This window comes from Methylocystis sp. (genome assembly GCF_050251305.1).
In the GTDB taxonomy this organism is placed as follows: Bacteria; Pseudomonadota; Alphaproteobacteria; order Rhizobiales; family Beijerinckiaceae; genus Methylocystis.
The window spans coordinates 42,525-63,006 of the sequence record NZ_JBFWNB010000010.1 but is presented as its reverse complement, the minus strand read 5'-3'; the positions used below and the strand labels follow the sequence as shown (position 1 = coordinate 63,006).

19 protein-coding genes and 1 other RNA gene are annotated in these 20,482 nt (G+C 65.0%); 8 read left to right on the top strand and 12 right to left on the bottom strand.

Annotated elements, in window-relative coordinates:
- Window positions 1–11: 11 nt before the first annotated feature.
- Window positions 12–2,864: an AMP-binding protein gene (locus AB7F41_RS05515; RefSeq protein ID WP_428381204.1), complete on the bottom strand. Its 2,853-nt coding sequence runs from the start codon at window positions 2,862–2,864 to the stop codon at window positions 12–14.
- Window positions 2,865–3,046: 182 nt separating this feature from the next.
- Window positions 3,047–3,448 (bottom strand): hypothetical protein, encoded by a 402-nt coding sequence (locus AB7F41_RS05510; RefSeq protein WP_428381206.1) that lies wholly within the window; start codon window positions 3,446–3,448, stop codon window positions 3,047–3,049.
- A gap of 365 nt (window positions 3,449–3,813) precedes the next feature.
- Between AB7F41_RS05510 and AB7F41_RS05505 the strand changes: the two genes are divergently transcribed.
- Window positions 3,814–4,587 carry a methane monooxygenase/ammonia monooxygenase subunit C gene (locus tag AB7F41_RS05505; protein ID WP_428381208.1) on the top strand — a complete coding sequence of 258 codons (774 nt, stop codon included), beginning with the start codon at window positions 3,814–3,816 and terminating at the stop codon, window positions 4,585–4,587.
- 96 nt (window positions 4,588–4,683) lie between these two features.
- Here the strand turns inward: AB7F41_RS05505 and hemW are convergent, their stop codons facing one another.
- Window positions 4,684–5,853, bottom strand: coding sequence for a radical SAM family heme chaperone HemW (gene hemW, locus AB7F41_RS05500; RefSeq protein ID WP_428381210.1), 1,170 nt, complete (start codon window positions 5,851–5,853; stop codon window positions 4,684–4,686).
- A 97-nt stretch (window positions 5,854–5,950) separates the two neighbouring features.
- Between hemW and AB7F41_RS05495 the strand changes: the two genes are divergently transcribed.
- Window positions 5,951–6,433 carry a hypothetical protein gene (locus AB7F41_RS05495; RefSeq protein WP_428381212.1) on the top strand — a complete coding sequence of 161 codons (483 nt, stop codon included), beginning with the start codon at window positions 5,951–5,953 and terminating at the stop codon, window positions 6,431–6,433.
- Between the two features lie 28 nt (window positions 6,434–6,461).
- The gene (locus AB7F41_RS05490) at window positions 6,462–7,103 is read left to right on the top strand and encodes a hypothetical protein (RefSeq protein WP_428381213.1); all 642 of its coding nucleotides are present in this window, start codon (window positions 6,462–6,464) and stop codon (window positions 7,101–7,103) included.
- A gap of 19 nt (window positions 7,104–7,122) precedes the next feature.
- On the opposite strand, the gene ada is transcribed toward AB7F41_RS05490, so the two are convergent.
- Window positions 7,123–8,199, bottom strand: coding sequence for a bifunctional DNA-binding transcriptional regulator/O6-methylguanine-DNA methyltransferase Ada (gene ada, locus AB7F41_RS05485; RefSeq protein ID WP_428381215.1), 1,077 nt, complete (start codon window positions 8,197–8,199; stop codon window positions 7,123–7,125).
- A gap of 116 nt (window positions 8,200–8,315) precedes the next feature.
- Between ada and AB7F41_RS05480 the strand changes: the two genes are divergently transcribed.
- Window positions 8,316–9,347 carry a histone deacetylase family protein gene (locus AB7F41_RS05480; protein WP_428381217.1) on the top strand — a complete coding sequence of 344 codons (1,032 nt, stop codon included), beginning with the start codon at window positions 8,316–8,318 and terminating at the stop codon, window positions 9,345–9,347.
- Window positions 9,348–9,494: 147 nt separating this feature from the next.
- On the opposite strand, the gene hisG is transcribed toward AB7F41_RS05480, so the two are convergent.
- Entirely contained in the window at window positions 9,495–10,466 is a 972-nt protein-coding gene (hisG, locus tag AB7F41_RS05475) for an ATP phosphoribosyltransferase (protein WP_428381219.1), read from the bottom strand.
- A complete protein-coding gene (locus tag AB7F41_RS05470) occupies window positions 10,466–11,617 on the bottom strand; it encodes an ATP phosphoribosyltransferase regulatory subunit (RefSeq protein WP_428381340.1) in 1,152 nt (383 codons plus the stop codon). Before AB7F41_RS05470 ends, hisG begins: the two co-directional genes overlap by 1 nt.
- A 157-nt stretch (window positions 11,618–11,774) precedes the next feature.
- On the opposite strand from AB7F41_RS05470, the gene ffs reads away from it, so the two are divergent.
- From ffs to recR, 4 genes are all read left to right on the top strand, one after another.
- Window positions 11,775–11,871: signal recognition particle sRNA small type (gene ffs, locus AB7F41_RS05465), an RNA gene on the top strand.
- A gap of 74 nt (window positions 11,872–11,945) precedes the next feature.
- On the top strand, window positions 11,946–13,787 hold the full coding sequence (locus AB7F41_RS05460) for a DNA polymerase III subunit gamma/tau (protein WP_428381221.1): 1,842 nt from the start codon (window positions 11,946–11,948) through the stop codon (window positions 13,785–13,787).
- Window positions 13,788–14,111 (top strand): YbaB/EbfC family nucleoid-associated protein, encoded by a 324-nt coding sequence (locus AB7F41_RS05455; protein ID WP_428381223.1) that lies wholly within the window; start codon window positions 13,788–13,790, stop codon window positions 14,109–14,111.
- Window positions 14,112–14,269: 158 nt separating this feature from the next.
- Window positions 14,270–14,875 (top strand): recombination mediator RecR, encoded by a 606-nt coding sequence (recR, locus tag AB7F41_RS05450; protein ID WP_428381225.1) that lies wholly within the window; start codon window positions 14,270–14,272, stop codon window positions 14,873–14,875.
- Window positions 14,876–14,897: 22 nt separating this feature from the next.
- Here the strand turns inward: recR and AB7F41_RS05445 are convergent, their stop codons facing one another.
- The 6 genes from AB7F41_RS05445 to rpsA form a co-directional block, all read right to left on the bottom strand.
- Complete coding sequence (locus AB7F41_RS05445; protein ID WP_428381227.1) at window positions 14,898–15,548, bottom strand: DsbA family protein; 651 nt, start codon at window positions 15,546–15,548, stop codon at window positions 14,898–14,900.
- 86 nt (window positions 15,549–15,634) lie between these two features.
- Window positions 15,635–15,838, bottom strand: a complete 204-nt coding sequence (locus tag AB7F41_RS05440; protein WP_428381229.1) for a hypothetical protein — start codon at window positions 15,836–15,838, stop codon at window positions 15,635–15,637.
- Between the two features lie 166 nt (window positions 15,839–16,004).
- A complete protein-coding gene (gene rpsD, locus AB7F41_RS05435) occupies window positions 16,005–16,622 on the bottom strand; it encodes a 30S ribosomal protein S4 (RefSeq protein WP_428381231.1) in 618 nt (205 codons plus the stop codon).
- Between the two features lie 282 nt (window positions 16,623–16,904).
- Window positions 16,905–17,243, bottom strand: coding sequence for a hypothetical protein (locus AB7F41_RS05430; RefSeq protein WP_428381232.1), 339 nt, complete (start codon window positions 17,241–17,243; stop codon window positions 16,905–16,907).
- Between the two features lie 123 nt (window positions 17,244–17,366).
- Window positions 17,367–18,302, bottom strand: a complete 936-nt coding sequence (locus AB7F41_RS05425; protein ID WP_428381234.1) for a hypothetical protein — start codon at window positions 18,300–18,302, stop codon at window positions 17,367–17,369.
- 189 nt (window positions 18,303–18,491) lie between these two features.
- Window positions 18,492–20,234, bottom strand: a complete 1,743-nt coding sequence (gene rpsA / locus AB7F41_RS05420; RefSeq protein ID WP_428381236.1) for a 30S ribosomal protein S1 — start codon at window positions 20,232–20,234, stop codon at window positions 18,492–18,494.
- Between the last annotated feature and the right edge of the window lie 248 nt (window positions 20,235–20,482).

Genomic DNA, 20,482 nt, shown 5'->3' with positions numbered 1-20,482 from the left:
CGGCGCGTCAATCACCCCGCAACCGTTACGCGTTCGTGACCGAGGTCGGGTTCGCCGCAGCGTATCAATATTTGTTGACGCGCGGCGTCGCGCAACGCGACCGCCGCCTGGAAATCGTCGCCTTTGGGCGCGATTGGGGCGCCGATATGCACGACGATGGGGCCTCGTCTGAACAGCCATGAATCGCTGCGCAGAATCGAACGCGTGCCGCGTATGCAGATCGGCACGACCGGAAGCCCCAATTGCGCGGCGGTCGAGAACGCGCCGATGTGAAAGGGCAGGAGGCCAGGCATGCGCGAAAAGGTCCCTTCCGGGAACCAAACGAGACGCGCGCCTGTGCGCGCCGACGTCAACGCGGCGCGGGCGTCGGCGACGCCGCCCGCCGGATCGATCCGTCGCACGAAGATTGCGCCGAGTCTGCGCAAGAAGGGGCCCGCGACGCGCTGATGCGCAAGCGCTTCCTTGGCGATGAAGGAAAGCTCGCCGGGACAGACGGCGACCATCACGGCGCTGTCCAGATAGCTCGAATGATTGGCGATGAGGATCGCGTCTTCCTGCGGGAGCGGCGCGTCGCCGGTGACAGTGAGCGGGCACCCGATCAGGCGAAAAAACAATCGCGCGGCGGCGCCGACAAGTCGGTGACGCCAGATCTGCTTGGGCGTCGCCAACACACACGGCCAGATGAAGGCGCCAATTAAGACCAGCACGCCCCATGCGTAGGCGTTATACGCCGAGGTCTCGAAATTCGATGCGAGGCGATGTAGCCGCGGCGCGACGCCGGACAGCGTGATGCGCATGAGTTGCCACTGGGGGCTCCCGCCCGTCGTTTTCAACTGACCCGTCTCGAACATGGCGCGCGCGGCTGAGCGTCGGATCTTGCCGCTCGACGTCTTCGGGATTGTGTGCGGCGGAACGAGAACGACTTCGTCAGGCGCGAAATCGAGCAGGGACTGCGACGCCTCCACGATCATCTTGCGCAGAGACTCTCGGCGCGCGTCGTCGGTGAGGCGCGTTTCGGCGAGGACGATGAGCCGTTCCGTTCCGGCCCGCGCGTCGATGGCGGGAAAGACAGCGACGCAGCCTTTCCTTGTCCCTTCGAGCGCCCCGACGGCTTCCTCCAACTCGTGCGGATAGATGTTGCGTCCGGCGCGCTTGATCAGATCCTTGATGCGGCCGGTGATGAAGACGTCGCCGCCCGCGATATAGCCGCGGTCTCCGGTCTCGAGCCAATCGCCGTCGAACAGCTTCGCAGTCTTTTCGGGATTTCGGAAATATCCTCGCGTCGCGGACGGTCCGCGAAACTGGACGCGTCCCTCGTGTCGCTCCGGCAATTCGCGACTGGCGTCGTCGACGACGCGGATTTCGTGATGCGGCAGAGGCCGTCCGCAGGCGACAAACGAGACGGCGCGCTCGGCTCCCGCCGCGGCGACCCGCGCGACGCCGTCGCGATCCAGCGTTCTGCGGTCGACGCGCTCGATGAGCGGTCCTCTGCCGAGCGGCGGGAAGGCAAGCCCAACCGCGTTTTCCGCGAGACCATAAACAGGGGTCATCGCCTCGGATCGAAAACCGTAGGGCGCAAATCGCTGAGCAAAACGCGCAACGGACGTCGGGCTGACGGGCTCGGCGCCATTCATGATCGCCCGCAACGACGACAGATCGAGGCCGCTGATCTTCGCGTCGTCGATCGCCTTCAGGCAAAGCTCGTACGCGAAATTCGGCGCCGCCGAGATCGTCGCCTTATGCGCGTCGATCGCCCAAAACCAGCGCGCCGGATCGGCGAGAAACGACAGCGGCGACATGATCAGAGCCGGCGCGCCATAGTAGAGACTGCCGAGCCAGCAGCCGATCAGGCCCATGTCGTGATAAAGCGGCAGCCAGCTTACGACTCTGTCCGCCGACGACGCCTTCAACGCTGCGCCGATGGCGCGAATATTGGCGAGAAGATTTGCATGGGACAGCACGACGCCCTTGGGGTCGCCTGTGCTGCCGGAGGTGTATTGAATGAGCGCCGTCGCGTCCGGCGATGCGGGCAGGGGCGCAGGCAGTGGCGCCGCCGCGCTCAGCTCCGGAATCGTGACGATGTGTTGGAGCGCGCTGACGAGACCGTAGAGCAGTCCGCCAACCACTCTGATCTCGGCGTTGGTGATGAGCGCGCTGGCTTCAGCGTTCGACAAAATGCCGGCCTGACGGCGCAGATGATCCTCGATCTGCGAGAGGCGAAACGGCGGATAGATCGGCACAGGGATAGCGCCGCAAAACAGAACTGCGAAAAAGGCGACGAAGAAATCGCGGCTCGTCGGCAGCATGATCGCGACGCGATCCCCGGCGCCGACGCCGCGTGCGATGAGGCCGCCCGCCGCCGCGCGCGCGGCATGATAGAGGTCGCGATAGGTCAGAGGCTCCGGCGCGCCTTCCGCGCGCCAAAGCAGAACATGGTCGCGATCGCCATGACGTTCCGCATGCTGCGTGAGCGCGTCGATGAGCGTCTTCGCCGCGACCGGTTCGTCCACAGCCTCCAGGTCGGCGAGCGGCGACAAGGGATGGGCCGCAGCGGGCGCGGCCGCCGCGCCGGCGGCGAGAACCGCATCGACGAGATCGCGCGGACGGCTGACCTCGCCGATGAGGCGTTCGGGAAGCTGCAGCTTGAACTTGCGATTGAGCCGCAGCAGCAGTTCGGCGCGCGACAGGCTGTCGAGCGCGAGATCGCGATCTAGATCGCTGTCGAGCTGCACGAGTCGAGAGTCAACGAGATCCGGATGCAGCTCGATGACGAGTTCGCGCACGATCTCAAGCACGGCCGCATGCGCATCTTCGGGAGGGCGCGTAGGAGCGCCGCTCTCATAGGCTGGACCCGCCTCCGGCATCGGCTTTCAACTCAATCGCTGCACAACGCGCGACTTGGCGCGTGATCGACGCCACAGAGTGAATTTATGACAGCACGCCCGTCTCGGCGAGAGAATCCGGCGCATCGGGCTGGAACGCGACGACATCGAGCTTGAACGTCGCGCTTCCCATGAAGCCTTAACTTTGTTTGCAAACGGCTCGTCTAAATCATGGTCGAGTCGAAAGAGCGAGTCACACAATCGAACGTGAAAACAGACTCGTCGCGCGCGGTCTTGTTTTGCATCAATCTCAAAGCGTCGTTTCGTCGCATGGCGGAGGTCGGATCGCGCGCTTGACCGCGTGAGCGATCGAAACCTAACGTTGGCTTTGGAACCGAGAGGCGGCGGTGACTCCAGTCTTCCAGCGGATAGATTTGCGCGCGCGCATCTTCGCGGCGATGATCGCGTGCCTTCTGCTCGTGCAGACGACGATCTCGACGGCGCATGCTGTTGCGCTCGGAGACGGCGTCGGCGCCGTTTGCGCGCCGCAAGACGGAGCGAAGAGCGGCGCGCCGCCGCTGTCGCCTCCCAACCGCCACTGCCAAGGGTTCTGCTGCATCCTTCATGACGGCGCATTGGACGCGCCTCCTTTAAGAGCCATTGCTTCAGTTGCGCTGAATTTTCCAACGGCGGCCGTTTCTGCGCCGCTGGAGTCGTCCGTTCACGCGCCGCGGATCGAACCGAAAGGCGCGCCGCAATCGCCGCGGGCTCCCCCTCGGCAGGGCTGAGGCTTTTTTCGCGCACGACCTTCCGACCCGCGCCATTGCGATGCCGGCGCGGACGAGAAGCGCGTTCGCAAGCGGAAATTTCAGACGATCTCCCGATCAGTCGGCCGATGTCGCCGCTGCAGCCCCGAATTCGGCGTGCGCATCGACCCTTGAGGAGGGCGCGACAGCCCCCTCGCACAATCACGAGACATTTGGAGACAATCATGAGCATGACAAAAGCAGACGCGCGTTCCACAGCCCGGAGCGCCCAACGAATCATGGATACGAGGCCCGTTCTCATTGGCGTTTTCGCGTTGACTCTCTTCGTGGCCATGTTGCGCCTCTACGAACATCTTTTCGCCTGGAGCGCGGGCCTCGATTCCTTCTCGACCGAGTTTCAGCTCTATTGGATGAGCCTGCTGCAATTTGCGATTCTAGCGTCGTTCCTGGGCGCGATCGGGATTGTCGGCTTTCTGTGGCGCACGCGCGATCGGGACTTGGCGAGCCTGGCTGCGTCAGCCGAAACACGCCGGCTCATTTTTCTGGTTCAGTGGCTGGTGGTTTTCTCGCTCGCCCTGTTTTGGGGGTTGAGCTTCTTTTCGGAGCAGACGGCCGTGTGGCACATGACCGCCGTCCGAGACACAGATTTCACGCCAAGCAATATTATCACATTCTATATGTCGTATCCGCTGTTTGCGATCATCGGGCTGGGCGCGTTCTTCTATGCGAAGACGCGCCTGCCGACTTTCGCCAAGGGCTATTCTCTCGCTTTCGTGGTTCTCGTCGTCGGCGTCTTCATGACCATCCCGAATGTGGGATTCAATGAATGGGGTCATACATTCTGGGCGATGGACGAAGGCTTTGCGGGTCCGCTGCACTGGGGCTTCGTCTTTTTCGGCTGGATGTCGCTCGCGGTATTTGGCGTCGTGCTGCTGATCCTGCGCCGTCTTCACGAACTTCTCGGCGCCGACGCATTGGAGCGGCTATATCGACGCTAAGGGCGCCTGCGTTAGGCGCATAAACTCTCGACCGGCGCCGTCATCGCGGCGCCGGTCGCTGCTTGCGACGCACAGCGGGTCGTGAGGCGGAAGCCGTCAGGCCGCGAGATCGGCGACGACCGCGTCCAGCACCGGGAAACCCTCGGAGCTCACGCGCAGCCTGTTCTCGCGGGTGAATTCGACGAGCCCGTCGCCGATGAGTTCGCTGATGCGCGATTGCGACAGGCGCTTTCCGGTCAGCAGGAAATAGCGCTGTGGATCGACGCCTTCGCGCAGCCGCAGCCCCATCAGCAGGAATTCGTCGCCTTCCTGCTCGGACGACAGCAATTCATCTTCGATGACGCCATGGCCTTCCGTCTCGACGCAGGTGAGCCACATCTCGGGATGCCGCTCTGCGGCCTGAGCGCGCCGTCCGCGCGGCGTGACGACCCGCCCATGGGCGCCCGGGCCGACCCCGACATATTCGCCATAGCGCCAATACACCAGATTGTGCCGGCATTCGGACCCGGGCCGCGCATGATTGGAGACCTCATACGCCGGCAGCCCGGCGCGGGCGGTGACCTCCTGCGTGACGTCCCACAGCGCGCGCTGAACGTCCGCGCCGGGCAGGGCCATCTTGCCGGCGTTGACCATGCGCTCGAACATCGTTTCCGGCTCGATGGTCAGCTGATAGAGCGAGACATGCTCAGGCGCGCGGGCGAGCGCGAGCTCCAGCTCCTTTCGCCAGGCGGCGGGCGTCTGGCCCGAGCGCCCGTAGATCAGGTCGAAAGAGGTGCGCTCGAAGACGGAGTTGGCGACGTCGAGCGCCATCAGGGCTTCGGCGACGGAATGCTGCCGTCCAAGCGCCCGGAGGTCGATGTCGTTCAGCGCCTGCACGCCGAGCGAGACGCGGTTAACGCCCGCGGCCTTGAACCCCTTGAACCGCGAGGCTTCGACGCTCGTGGGATTGGCCTCGAGCGTGATTTCGCAGTTCTTGGCGAGCGGCCAATGGCTCGAAATCTGGGTGAGAATTGCTTCGGCCGTCGACGGCGACATCAGCGACGGCGTGCCGCCGCCGAAGAAGATCGAGCGGACTTCGCGTCCAGGGGTCAGCGCGGCGCGGTGCGCGAGTTCGACGCTGAAGGCCTCGACGAAGCGGTCCTCGTCGACGTCGCCGCGCCGAACGTGGCTGTTGAAGTCGCAATAAGGGCATTTCGACAGGCAGAACGGCCAGTGGACATAGACGCCGAAGCCTGGGTCGAAAGCGTTGCGAATCGGTGTCGCCATGTTCCTTTATCGCATGGAACGGCGAAAAAGGGCACGGCGCGGGGGCTTCTCCGCAGGAAAGGCTTTCGCGCCGACGTTGGGATCGAGGGAGATCTGCGTGAAGGCGGTCTGGGAAGCTTGGCGGTTCTGGCGGCAGCCGGCGGCGCAACAGGCCGATCCGGCGATCGGCGCGATCGCGGACCGGATCGCCGCCAATCTCGCGGCGCTTGGCCTCTATGTCGAATCGCGACGATACGGGCGCAGCTTCTGCGAAATAAAGGCCTCGACCTCGCCAAAGCTCATCACCACGCCGGACGGAACCGAGGCGTCCGGCATCGCGCTCCTGCTGGCCGGCGGATATGAGCCGCCCTCGCTGGTTTTCGAGCAGATCAATTCGCTGCGGCGCGGCCTGGGGCGGGCGATGGTCGAAGCGGCCATCGAGGGCGCGAAGGCGCGGCCGGATGTTTTCCGCCGGCTCAGGGTCAATGACCTCTCTCCGCGCTTGCCGGACGGGCGGCGCTGGTGGGAACATGTCGCCGCGGCGCATCCGGAGTTCGAGTGGGTCATTACGCATGAAGAGCCGTTCGAAAGCGAGACGTGAGAGGCGGGGGCCCGGCGCGCTGTTTTCCATGCATCGCTGGATCCGCGCGACGCCGTCCGTCGCGCAGGCCGCGCCGGCGTCCGAGCGGTCAGCGCGCGAGATCGAAAGCTCTCCCGGCTTCTTGAAGAAGCGCGACATGCTCGCAGCGCTGACGCGGGACTTCGGCTATGACGTCGGCAAAGTGACGCTCGGCCCGCAGACGAAGACCTTCGACTATCTCGGTCAGAGCTTCACGTCCGAGGGTCAGTCGTTCCCCGACGGCCGCATCGAAATCTATTACGACCCACGCATGAGCGACGCGCGTCTCGGCTGCTGCCTCGCACATGAACTGCAGCATGTGCGCTATTTCGCGGTGCGCGGCGCTTACTGCGCCGAGCCGGCGGATGGCCCTTTGCGCCGACGATTCGCCAGATATGCACCCCAACTGCTCGCGGCGCAGCGCGGCGTCTCCAACTATTCGAACGACCATTGGGACGCCTGGAAGGGCGACGCGCCGCCGACGCTCTTTTCTTTCGAACTGGAGGAGGGAGAAAGCGAACCCATCAATGAGACGATCGCGGAAGTCGCCAAGGCGCTCTACAACTGGGGGCCGGACGTGCGCGTCAATCCTCTCTGGAGGGAGTTGCACGACGCGATCAACGAGGAATATGCCGCGCTTCAGCGCGCCTAGCGCGCCTAGCGCGCCTCGTTCATGGTTCGCGTTCGCGATCGAGCAGCTCTCGCTTGCGCGCGACGCCCCAGTAATAGCCCGAGAGGCCGCCATCGCTGCGCACCACGCGATGGCAGGGAACCGCGAGCGAAACCGGATTGGCCGCGCACGCGCGCGCCACCGCGCGCGTCGCCTTCGGCGCGCCGATGCGTCGCGCGATCTCGGCGTAGTTTGCCGTCTCTCCCGCTGGAATTTCGCGCAGCGCCGCCCAGACGCGCTGCTGGAAGGCCGTTCCGCGCATGTCGAGCGGCAGATCGAATTGCGCTTGCGGCCGCTCCACCATCCCCACCGCCGCGGCGACATAACGTTTGAACGTCTCATCGCCGCCGATGAGCGTCGCGCGCGGAAATCGATCTTGGAGGTCGCGCAGCAGCTCTTCGGCGTCGTCGCCGAGCGAAATGGCGCAAACGCCTTTTGCGGTCGCGGCGACGAGCACCGCGCCAAGCGACGATTGGCCGATGGCGAAGCGGATCGTCTCGCGCGCACCGCCCGCGCGAAAGGCGCTCGGCGCCATGCCTAATGTTTCCTTCGCCGTCGCGTAGAAGCGCGCGGCCGAATTATAGCCCGATCCATGGATCGCCTCGGTCGTTGTGCGGCTCGATGTGAGTTCATCGCGCAGGCGCGCGCGTCGATACGCCTGCGCATAGGCCTTGGGCGTGACGCCGGCGATGCGCGCAAACAATCGGTGGAAGTGATAGCGGCTCAGCCCGGCGGCGCGCGCCAGTTGCGCAAGCGTCGGCGGAACGTCGGCGGTTTCGATCATCCGGCAGGCGCGGGCGATTCGTTCCGCATCCTGTTCCTGTCGCGGCGGCGCATTCGGCCGACAGCGACGGCACGGTCGAAAGCCTTGAGCCTCGGCTTCGGCCGCCGTCGCGCAGAAGCGCACATTGGACCGCTTCGCCGGTCGTGACGGACAGGATGGACGGCAATAAACGCCGGTGGTTTCGACGCAATAATAGAAATCGCCGTCATGGCGCGCATCGCGCGCCGCAACCGCCGCCCAGCGCGCCGCGTCGAGATCGTGCAGACCCGCCTGCGTGATGTTTTTCGCCTGCATTGAGGCATCATCCAACGTCCCCGCCGGTCGCCGCAATCCGTTTCTTGCTGTCGAATCCAAATCCGACTGACAGACTCAGGGACTGATCCTATGCTGTCCGGGAGCAAAGGTCCGGTATGGGGAACGTCGGAGATCGTCACATCGCAGCCTTGACGCGCCGTGCGGCGATCGCCGGCGCGGGCGCAAGCCTGGGCTGTTTTGGCGCGCGGGCCGGGCCGGCGACGACGTTGCTTGTCACGCACCCCGCGGCGCTGGCGCACGACATGGGGCCGGCGCATGTCGAACGGCCGGAGCGTCTTCGCGCCATTCTGCGCGCGCTCGACGACGCCCGTTTCGCGGGCCTCTTGCGCACGGAGGCGCCTCTCGCGGAACCTGAGGCGCTGCTGCGCGCGCATAGCCCCGAGCATCTATCGCGTCTCGCGAAGTCAGCGCCGTCAGATGGATATGCGCAGTTGAGCGCCGACGTCGCCATGAACAACGCCACGCATGATGCGGCGTTGCGCGCGGCCGGCGGCGCCATCGCGGCCGTCGACGCGGTCATGCGCGGCGACGTCAAGAACGCCTTCGTCGCCATGCGGCCGCCGGGACATCATGCGACGCGTGCTGCGCCGATGGGATTTTGCTTCTTCAACAACGCCGCAGTAGCGGCGTTGCATGCGCGCGCGGCGCATGGCGCCTCGCGTGTCGCCATCGTCGATTTCGACGTGCATCACGGCAATGGCGTGCAGGAGATCTTCTGGAGCGACGCAAGCGCGCTGTACGCGTCGACGCATCAGATGCCGCTCTATCCCGGCACTGGCGCCGTCAGCGAAACCGGCGCGCACGACAATATCGTCAATGCGCCGCTCGCCAAGGGCGACGGCGGCGCGCAATTTCGCGAGGCGCTCGCCTCGCGGATTCTGCCGCGCGTCGACGCTTTCTCGCCGGATCTCATCGTTCTTTGCGCCGGCTTCGACGCTCATCTGCATGATCCGCTCGGCGGATTGCGTTTCGTCGTCGACGACTTCCGGGACGTCACGCTGCGCGTGATGGAAATCGCCGCGCGACGTTGCCGGGGCCGCATCGTCTCGCTGCTCGAAGGCGGCTATCGGCCGGAAGATCTTGCGCGCAGCGTCGCCGCGCATGTCGGCGCATTGATGAACGCGTGAATCGATTTGCCGTTTTGTCATTCCCGACACGCGCGACGCGCGTGATCGGGAATCCAGAAAAATCGATTCGGTTAGCTGCTCTGGATTCCCGGTCAGGTCTTCGACCTGCCGGGAATGACGCGCCACGTGAACTGATCGCTTGTGGCGCTAACCAAGCCGCGCGGCCAGCTTGCTCCACAAGGCGTTCTCGGCCTGGAAGACATAGTCGAGCCGGGCGCTGGTGACGCTCTTGGCGCCTTGGGCGATCAGCCAGTCCGCAAGCGCCGCCACCTTTTTCGCGGGGCAGGAGAATGTCAACGAGTCTTCCGCCTTGTCGCGCAATCCGGCGCCGAAACTGGTCTCCGCCTCCCGCAGGATCGCCTCGTTCAGCGCAGGCAGACGGGCGCGCACGTCGCGCGTCATGCGCGCTTCCTCTTCTGCGGCGATGCGCGAAAGAATCACGCGCGCCGCTTCACGTGCGTTTTCGGTCCAAGGCGCGGTGAGCGAGGCGACGAGATTCGCCTGCGATCGTAGGATGACGCCGTCCTCGATAATCTTCAGCGCATTGGCCGCCAGCGTCGCGCCGGTCGTCGTAATGTCGACGATGAGATCGGCGGAGCCTGCGGCGGGCGCGCCTTCCGTGGCGCCGGAGCTTTCGACAATACGATAGTCGGATAGGCCATGAGCGGCGAAGAAGCGCCGCGTCGTGTTGACGTATTTCGTCGCGACGCGCAGTCCGCGCCCGTGCCGCGCACGAAATCCGTCGGCGATGTCGGCGAGATCGCTCATATTGCGCACGTCGATCCAGGCCTGCGGCACGGCGACGACGACATTGGCGGCGCCAAAGCCGAGCGGCGCGAGAAGCTCGACGGTCTTCTCCGCGTCGGCGATCTCCTCGCGCACCAGATCTTCGCCGGTCACGCCGAGATGCGCCTCGCCCAAAGCGAGCCGACGCGTGATCTCCGAAGCGGACAGATAGGCGACTTCGGCGCCGTCCACGCCGGCGACGGCCCCGCGATAGTCACGCGCGCCGCGTCCCTGCGTCAGCTCCAGGCCGGCGCGCGCGAAAAACGCGGCGGCGTTTTCCTGCAGCCGGCCCTTCGAGGGCGACGCGACGATCAGTTTCTGCACGGGCGACATCATGCCTCTCTGGCGCTGGGCGAAAGTCGATCGATCCAAATGGCGGCGCCGACGGCCGGGATGTCCGACGCCGCGCCGAGCGCTTTCAGCAGTCGGTCGTAGCGTCCGCCCCCGATCACCGGTTCGTCCTGGCCGCCGTGGCGGGCTTCGAACACGAAGCCGGTGTAATAATCGAGATGCCGCGCGAAGCTTGCGGAAAAGCGCATCTCGTTCAGAGCAAGGCCGCGCGCGGCGATGGCGCGACTCCGCGCGTCGAAGGCGTCCAGCGCGCCGGCGAGATCAAGCTGCGCGTCGCCGGCGAGCCGGCGCATGGCGGCCGACGCGGATTCGGGCGCGCCGTCGATGGCGAAAAAAGCCTCCGCCAGCGCGCGCGTCTCTTTCGAAACGCCGGCGCCGTCGGAGAGCGTCGCCTGATCGAGAAAGCGCTCAGCGATTTCCGCCGCGCTGCGGCCGCCGACCGCGGTGATGCCGGCGATGGACAGCAAATCCTCGACCAGCCGGCGCGCGTCCGCCGGTTCGACTTTTGTCAGCGCCGCAAGAACGCCTGACTGTTCCGAACCGCCGTTGCGCCCAGGCGCCGCAAAAATCTCGGCGATCTTTTGGCCGCGCGCGTGGCCGGCCGCGAGACGCCGGCGCCAGACCGACGGAAGCTCGAGCTTTTCCAGGAAAGCGGCGACAAGCCCCGCGTCGCCGATGTGAACGTTGAGCGCCGCCGCGCCGGCCGCCGCCGCAGCGTCGAGCGCCGCGGCGAGAATTTCTGCGTCCGCGGCTTCGCGATCCTGCCGGCCAAAGCTCTCGAGTCCGGCCTGAAGAAACTCTCCCTCGCCCGTCGCGCCATGTTCGGGGGCGCGGAAGATCGAGCCGCCATAGGCGTATGCGGCCGGATCGCCAGCCTGCGCGGAGGCGAGATAGTCGAGGCAGACGGGAATCGTATATTCCGGCCGCAGGCAGAATTCGGCGCCGGAGCCGTCGCTCGTCAGGTAGAGCCGGCCGCGGAAATCCTCTCCGGAGCGATCGAGAAAGACATGCGCCGGCTGCAGGAGGCGCGGTTCGCAGCGGGCGAATCCCTCGCGCTCGAAATGCGCAAGAACGGCGGCGAGGCTGGCGGCCTCGCGTTCTGCTGACGTGGCGGTGACGGCGTTCAAGCGCAGATCCTCTCGAAAATCGCGCTCTCTTTAGCAAGTGCGCCGCTTCGGCGCATCCCCGCCGCCTCGGAAGGGTGAACGCCGGGACGATCGGCGCGAACCGTCGGGGCGGCGCGCCAAGGTGAGCCTTGCATCCCTCGCCCCCGTCTGCCACATAGAGGCCGGGAGGTTGGCGGTGGACGCTTCACTCGCCAACCGGGTCAGGTCCGGAAGGAAGCAGCCCTAACGAGCTTGGGCGGGTCTTCGTTCAGCCTCCCACCTTTTTCGGCGAGCAGCGAATGGCGGGCGCAGCAATTGCGCTGTTCGTCGCTCGTCTGTCGTCGGACGGATGCAGATGGACCACGAGCACGATCCGCCGAGGCCATCGCCGGCGCCTGACGCCGGACCGTCGCTTTTCGGCGCCGAACAGGCGTCTCCGTCGGCCTATCGCGTTCTGGCGCGCAAATATCGGCCGACGACCTTTGCGGACCTTATCGGCCAGGAGCCGATGGTGCGCACGCTCGAAAACGCCTTCGACCTCAACCGAATTCATCAGGCCTATCTGCTGACCGGCGTGCGCGGCGTGGGCAAGACGACGACGGCGCGCATTCTCGCGCGCGCGTTCAATTACGAACTTCCGGCGCGAGACGGCCGGCCGGCGATCGATCAGCCGACGATCCATATGGAGGCGCTCGGCGTTCACTGCCAGGCGATCATCGACTCGCGCCACGTCGACGTGCTCGAGATGGACGCGGCCTCGCATACGGGCATCGACGACATCCGCGAGATCATCGACAACGCCCGCTATCGGCCGGTGATGGCGCGCACCAAGGTCTATATCATCGACGAAGTGCATATGCTCTCGAAGGCCGCCTTCAACGGTCTCTTGAAGACTCTCGAAGAGCCGCCCGAGCATGTGAAGTTCATCTTCGCGACGACCGAAATTGACAAGGTGCCGGTGACGGTGCGCTCGCGCTGCCAGCGTTTCGATCTGCGCCGCATCGACGCCGGTCTGCTCGCCGACCATCTGCTGAACGTCTGCAAAGCGGAGGGAGTCGCCATCGCGCCGGAAGCGCTGGCCATGATCGCCCGCGCGGCGGAAGGCTCGGCGCGCGACGCGCTGTCCTTGCTCGATCAGGCGATCGCCTATGGCGCGGCGCATTCGGCGGGCGGCGCAATCGCCGCCGAGGATCTGCGGCTGATGCTCGGCGTCGCCGACAAGGCGCGCGTCATCGACCTGTTTGAAGCGGCGATGTCGGGCGACGTCGCCAAGGCCATCGGCATTCTCGAAGATCAATATAATGGCGGCGCCGATCCGGCGCAGGTTCTGCTCGAACTCGCAGAATTCACCCATCTCGCGACGCGATTGAAGCTTGCGCCGGAAACGAGCCAGTCGGCGGCGCTGACGCCCGAGGAGAAACGCCGCGGCGAAGACGCCGCCGCGCGCCTGTCCGTCCCGGCGCTCACCCGCGCCTGGCAAATCCTCATGAAAGGCGTTGAGGAATTGCGCGGCTCGCAGCGGCCGCTCGCGGCGGCGGATATGGTGCTGGTGCGGCTCGCTTACGCCGCCGACATGCCGACGCCGGCGGAGGCGCTGCGGCGCTTGGGGTTCGGCGAGAGCGCCTCGGGGACGGACTCTCAGCCGCCGTCGGGGCGAAGCGCCGGGCCGGCCACAACTGGCGCAGCGCCGGCGCGCGGCGCCCCGCAACTCGTTGCGGCGCAGCGTTCCCCGATTCCTCAGCCGGCGCCGGCGCCGGCTCCCGGAACGGTCATCGAAAGCTTCGACGCGCTTGTGGCGCTTGCTGCGCAGAAGCGGGACATGCGGCTCAAGATCGCGCTGGAATCCGAAGTGCGGCTGGTGCGGTTCGAACCCGGGCGGATCGAATTCGAACTTGCGCCCGGCGGCGCGCGCGACGTCGCTTCGTCGCTGATGCAGAAACTGCAGGTTTGGACCGGCGAACGTTGGATGGTGTCCATCGTCGCCTCGGGCGGCGCGCCGACGCTCAGGGAGCGGCGCGAAGCATTGGAGCGCGAACGCCGTTCCTCGCTGGAAGCCGATCCACTCGTCGCGAGCGTGCTCGCGCGATTCCCTGGCGCACAGATTGTGGCGGTGCGCGGCAGGGACGACGGCGGACCGTCCGCCGAAACGCTTTATGATGACGCCTCGCCAATCGAAGAAGACGATGGAGAAGCTTAAATGATGGACTTCATGGGCCTGATGAAGCAGGCGCAGCAGATGCAGGCCAAGATGGCCGAAGCGCAATTGGAGCTCGAACAGACGGTCGTCGAGGGCGAGGCGGGCGGCGGCATGGTGAAAGTCGTGCTGACCGCAAAGGGGTCGATGAAAAGCATCTCGATTGATCCGAGCCTGCTGAAGCCCGAGGAGAAGGAAATTCTCCAAGACCTGATCCTCACCGCGCATATGCAGGCGCGGGCCAAAGCCGAAGACGCCATGAGCGAGAAAATGAAGGCGCTGACCGGCGGACTGCCGCTGCCGCCAGGCCTCAAGCTGCCGTTTTGATCTGCGCATCGACGCGCGTCCCGCATCCTGGCCGGCCTTGAGGCGGCCATCGAAAGGATGACGGCGCCGAACGCGTCCATCGATAAGTAGCGTTCCGACGTGGACGCCCGCGACAGGCGCGGGCATGACGCCAACCTCATGAGGCGATTGATCCGGCTATGGCTGAAAAGGTCGCCGGCCCCGAAATCGAAAAGCTCGTGCAGCTCCTGGCCAAATTGCCGGGGCTCGGTCCGCGATCGGCGCGGCGCGCGGTGCTGCATCTCATCCGCAAGCGCGAAGAACTGCTGGCGCCGCTCGCCGAAGCGATGCGCGTGGCGCAGGAGCGCATCGTCGTGTGTTCGGCCTGCGGCAACATCGATACAAGCGATCCATGCACGATCTGTCGCGACGCGCGCCGTGACGCATCGATCATTGTCGTCGTCGAAACGGTCGCCGACCTGTGGGCGCTGGAGCGCGCCGGGCTGCTCAATGCGCGCTATCACGTGCTTGGCGGCGTGCTGTCGCCGCTCGACGGCGTCGGCCCCGACGATCTCGCCATCGCAAGCCTCGTGGCGCGCGTGCGCGCAGGAGCGACGCGCGAAGTCGTGCTTGCGGTCAACGCCACCGTCGACGGACAAACGACGGCGCATTACATCGCCGACGTGCTGTCGCCGGCAGGCGTGAAGGTGACGCGGCTCGCCCATGGCGTGCCGGTCGGCGGCGAACTCGATTATCTCGATGAGGGAACGCTTGCGGCGGCGCTGGAGCGGCGGACGGCGTTCTAGACCCCGCGACCGCGTGCGGACGTCACTTCTCCGCAGATTTGGATGTGATGATCTTGTCGAAATCTTCGAGCTTGATTTCGCCTGTATATTTGTCGCCATTGATGAAGAAGGTCGGCGTCGAGTTGACGCCGAATTTTTCGGCTGCGCGATCGCGCACCTTATTGACGTTCTCGTAAAGAGTCTGGTCCTTCAGGATCGCTTCGAACTTCTCCTGGCCGAGTCCAGCTTGCTTCAAAACATTCGCGAGGCCGTCGAGCGGCTTATCCGAAAAGGCCCAGTTCTTCTGCTGCGAAAACAGCAGATCGACGACGGCGTCGCGCTTGTCGCCGAGTTCGCGCGCGAGCATGAAGGCGGCCGTCGCCAGGGGATCGAGCGGAAATTCGCGTAGAATGAATTTCGCTTTCCCCGTATCGATGTAGTTCTTCTTCAATTCCGGATAGACGTCGTGATGGAACGCCGCGCAATGACTGCATGTCATGGAGGCGTATTCGACGATCGTCACGGGCGCGTTCGCCGATCCTTCCACCACGTCGGGCAGGGCGTTCGGCGCCATCAGTTCGTCGGTCGAGACTTTTCCCGAAGGCGATTTGTCGGCGTAAGCGGGCGCTGCGGCGACGAACGCGCAGGCGGCGGCGACAAGGAAACGGCGGCGGGACAGAAAGGCGAAGGGCATGTGCGGTTCGTACCTGTTGCGACGCAAAAGACCATAACGTCTTCGGCGAACGTGGCAAATCAAATTGGCGAGAATAGGAGCCGCCGTTACAGTCCGTGTTTCGGCTGAATGAACCAGTAGAGCACGCCGATCGCGGCGAGGACCGCGCCGAACCAGAAGACCACGTCGCCGAGCATCATGTCCTTCATGCTGTAGCTCGTGACGCTGATCAGCAAGCCGGCGATCGCGATCCAGAGCGGACGTTGGCTGCGTTCGGTCTCCTCCGGCCGTTTCTTCGATAGCCCGGACAAGCGCCTCTCCCTTGAGTTCCCTTGCCGTTCCGATCGTCTTTAGGTGGCTGCGAGCGGTGACGGCGCTTTCCGCTAGAGTTTCCGATCGCGCACGTACAGTCAAGAATTCGAGGCATAAAAACAGCCGCGCGGAGCGGCTGTTTTTTCCAGATTCTGGCCGTCGACGTCAGCGTGAGTAGAACTCGATGACGAGGTTCGGCTCCATCTGCACGGGGTAGGGGACCTCCGTCGCATGCGGCACGCGGATGAGCTTTGCCGTCATCTTGGAGTGGTCGACGTCGTAATATTCCGGCGCGTCGCGCTCGGCCAGCTGAACGGCCTCTAGAACGGTCACCGCCTGTTTCGAGGCTTCCTTAACCTCGATCACGTCCCCGACTTTCACCTGATAGGACGGGATGTTGACGCGCCTGCCGTTCACGCGGATGTGGCCGTGGTTCACGAACTGGCGCGCAGCGAACACTGTCGGAACGAATTTCGCCCGATAGACGATCGCGTCGAGGCGTCGCTCCAGCAGGCCGATCAGATTGTCGCCCGAGTCGCCCTTCATGCGGATCGCTTCCGCGTAATATTTGCGGAACTGCTTTTCCGAAATGTTTCCGTAGTAGCCCTTGAGCTTCTGCTTGGCCTTGAGCTGCGTGCCGTAATCGGAAAGCTTGCCCTTACGACGCTGCCCGTGCTGTCCCGGCCCGTATTCGCGGCGGTTGACGGGGCTCTTCGGGCGGCCCCAGATATTCTGGCCAAGGCGCCGATCGAGCTTGTATTTCGCTTCTGCGCGTTTCGTCACTTTACTTTCGTCCTCTTGTCATCGCGTCTGGCGCGAGAGAGGCGAAAGAACGAAAATCGCCCGGAGCCTTGCACCCGGGCGTCGTCTCGATCCGCGTCTCTCGCCGCGCCCGGTTGCGCCGGTGCGTCAGGAACGCGCCCTCCTCTGCCGGGCGTCCGGCCGACAGGCGTTTGAGAGCAAACGCCACGGGTGCTCGCCTGGGCGAACTAGCCGCGTCAGGCAGGTGCGGAGCTAATCGAAAGCGCCCCGCAAGTCAAGGTTCTCAGCTGAAAAGGGGCCGACTTACGGCCACCAGAACGGGAAACCGTCATCGTAGGGGACGATCATGCCAGCGTTGTAGGGCGGACGCTGCGGCAACGTCTCCTGCATGTACCAGCTGCGCTGGTTGCGCTCGATGGGATCGTGGTTGAGGTATGTCTGCTGAACCATGTAGCGGTTGGTGCTGCCGACCGGCACCTGCGTGCCGGGATCGAGCCAGCTGCGGCGCTGAATGTCGATCGGGCCGCGGCCGCAACAAGCGTCGCCGGAAGAAACGCGGTAGCGCGACTTGGCGAGCGCGTCGCCTGCAGCAAACACCACGAGACAGGCGAGTCCCGCCGACAGCATCTTGTTCTTGCGCATCACGATTCCCTTTCGGACTGAACGCCAGGGACCATAATAGCGGATCGTTTCGCAAAAGCGAATGCGCGCCGCCATGTTCCGCCGGCAATCCGCCGTCAGGGTGAATGCACGCCGGCGAACGGCCTAGCGCGCCATCTGCGCGCCCTGGCGCGTTGTCTTTGCATGCGCGCGTCGCGGGCCCTGCGCCGAACGCGCTCCGTTCTTTTGCGTCGGGATCGTCGCGGTCAGATCATCGCGCGAGATATTGCCGCAGCCGATCGAGCGCGCCGAGGCCGCCTGCGCAAAGAACTCCTTCACCCCAGGGTTCTCTGGGTTCGGCGCGCTGATGCGGTCGAGCAGACAGCCCAGCGCGACACGGTCGATCGGTCTCGTGGCGGCGCCGCACGCCAGACCTGCGATTTCGAGCGCGCGCGCGCCGTCGATGAGGCGCGTCGCGAGGCAGCTCCGCTCGCTTGCGGCGACGTCCTGCGACGCGGGTTGGGAAAGCCGTATTTCGGCGGTCTCGAATGATCCGAGCCTGGTGTTGAGCGCGCTGGGCTGACCGATTTTTGCGACGTTGAGACCCGCCTGTGCGGCGTGCCGCGTCATGTCGAGGAAGAAATCCGATGTCTTTTCCTTCTCGGCGATATCCTGATGGACGTCGACGCGCATGAAGGGCGCGCCCATGGCGAACCGCCCCAGGGTGATGGCGTCGATGCGGCCGGAGCCGTTCTCGCCGTCGCGGGCCGCCATCGTCTTTCGCTCCGCGGCGAATTCGGGCGCGGCGAGATCGACGGCGCTGAAGGGTTTCGCCATCAGCGCCGAAGCCTCAAGGGCCTCGACGGAGATCTTGCTGGAGAGTTTGCTGGGGCGGGCGGCGGCCGTCGTGCGCGGCGGCGCGACCTGCGTTACGGCCTTCGGCTCGGTGGTCTTCGGTTCGCGCGGCAGGAGAACCAGCGCCGCGAGCAGGATGAACGTCGCGGCGACGCCCATGCCGATCGCCGCGCGCGCGCCGGTCGGGCGTGCGCGCAACGGCCGCGCGGAGTATCTCTCGTTCGGATTGAATTCGGCAGCGGTCATGGTCACGCGACTCCGGCGACCCGCGGGCGCAGCGGGCGAAAAACGCGCCGAGTGTGCGCCGCCGTTTCAGAACTTAGGGTTAACGAATCCGCGCGAGTTGCGTTTTGGTGAATGAAAAGTTGACTCTGCGCGCAAGAAAAAGGCCCGCGCCTTGCGGCGCGGGCCTGGATCGGAGCGGTCGGAGAGGTCTTACTCCTCCGACTTCTTGCCTTTCTTGGGCGTCTCTTCGCGGGCCTTGAGCGCCGCGCCGAGGATGTCGCCGAGCGACGCGCCGGAGTCGGCCGAGCCATATTGCGCGATGGCTTCCTTCTCCTCAGCGACTTCGAGCGCCTTGATCGACACGGACACCTTGCGCGCCTTGCGGTCGAACAGCGTCACGCGGGCGTCGACCTTCTCGCCGACCGCAAAGCGTTCGGGGCGCTGGTCGGCGCGGTCGCGCGCGAGTTCGCTGCGCTTGATGAACGTGGTGAGGTCGGTGCCGGTGATCTTCACGTCGATGCCGGAATCCTTCACCTCGATCACTTCGCAGGTGACGACCACGCCCTTCTTGAGCTCGCCGCCTTCTTCGACGCTGACCGACGCGAAAGGATCGCCCGCAAGCTGCTTGACGCCGAGCGAAATGCGCTCCTTCTCCACGTCGACGTCGAGGACCTGGGCGTTGATGACGTCGCCCTTCTTATATTCCTCGATCACCTGCTCGCCGGGGCGGTTCCAGTCGAGGTCCGACAGATGGACCATGCCGTCGACATCGCCGTCGAGACCGATGAACAGACCGAATTCGGTCTTGTTCTTCACCTCGCCGGAGACGGTCGAACCGACCGGATATTTCTCGGCGAAAGCCTCCCAGGGGTTCTGCAGGCACTGCTTGAGGCCGAGCGAAATCCGGCGCTTGACCGGATCGACTTCGAGCACCTGAACGTCGACTTCCTGGCTCGTCGAGACGATCTTGCCCGGATGGACGTTCTTTTTCGTCCAGCTCATTTCCGAAACGTGGACGAGACCCTCGATGCCGGGCTCCAGTTCGACGAAGGCGCCGTAGTCGGTGATGTTGGTCACGCGGCCGTGGAACTTCGCGCCGATCGGATATTTCGCCTCGATGCCCTGCCACGGGTCTTCGAGGAGCTGCTTCATGCCGAGCGAGATGCGGTGCGTCTCGTGATTGATCTTGATGATCTTCACCTTGACGGTCTGGCCGATGGTCAGCACCTCGGACGGATGATTGACGCGCCGCCAGGCGATGTCGGTGACATGCAGCAGGCCGTCGATGCCGCCAAGATCGACGAAGGCGCCGTAGTCCGTGATGTTCTTCACGACGCCGTCGATCACCTGACCCTCTTCGAGGTTGGCGACGATCTCGTGGCGCTGCTCGGCGCGGCTCTCCTCGAGGACGGTCCGGCGCGACACGACGATGTTGCCGCGGCGGCGGTCCATCTTCAGGATATGGAACGGCTGCGGCACATTCATCAGCGGGCCGACGTCGCGGATCGGTCGAATGTCGACCTGACTGCGCGGCAGGAAGGCCACGGCGCCGTCCAGATCGACGGTGAATCCGCCCTTGACCTGATTGAAGATGACCCCTTCGACCTTCTCATTGGTCTCGAAGGCCTTTTCGAGCTTCACCCAGCTCTCCTCGCGGCGCGCCTTGTCGCGCGAGATGACGGCTTCGCCGAGCGCGTTCTCGACGCGCTCCAGATAGACTTCCACCTCTTCGCCGACCTGGGGGGCGGGGTCTCGGCCGTAGCCGGTGAATTCCTTGATCGGGACGCGGCCCTCGGTCTTAAGGCCGATGTCGATGACGGCGACGTCCTTTTCGATGGCGACGACGCGACCCTTGATGACGGAGCCTTCGAAGGCTTCGTTCTGGCCGTAGCTCTCATCGAGCAGGGCGGCGAAATCTTCGCGCGTGGGCGCGCGATCGGTAGTAGCGGACATATGTTCTCCTGAGAGCCCCGAAAGGGCGGCGCCGGCAAAGGGTTAGCGTTACAGAGCGGTCCTCGACGATCGGACGTCCCCCGCGGCAAAAACGCGAGGATGGACGAAAAGTTCGCTGAAGCGAACCGGCCGGCGCGGCCCGAGGTCGAAAACCAAAGTGAGTGCGCCGGCTTGGTCTCCGGCGCGGACGTTATCTATCAGCGGCAGGCCGCCGCCGCAAGCGCGTTCGGAAGAAAAGCGTCGTGCTG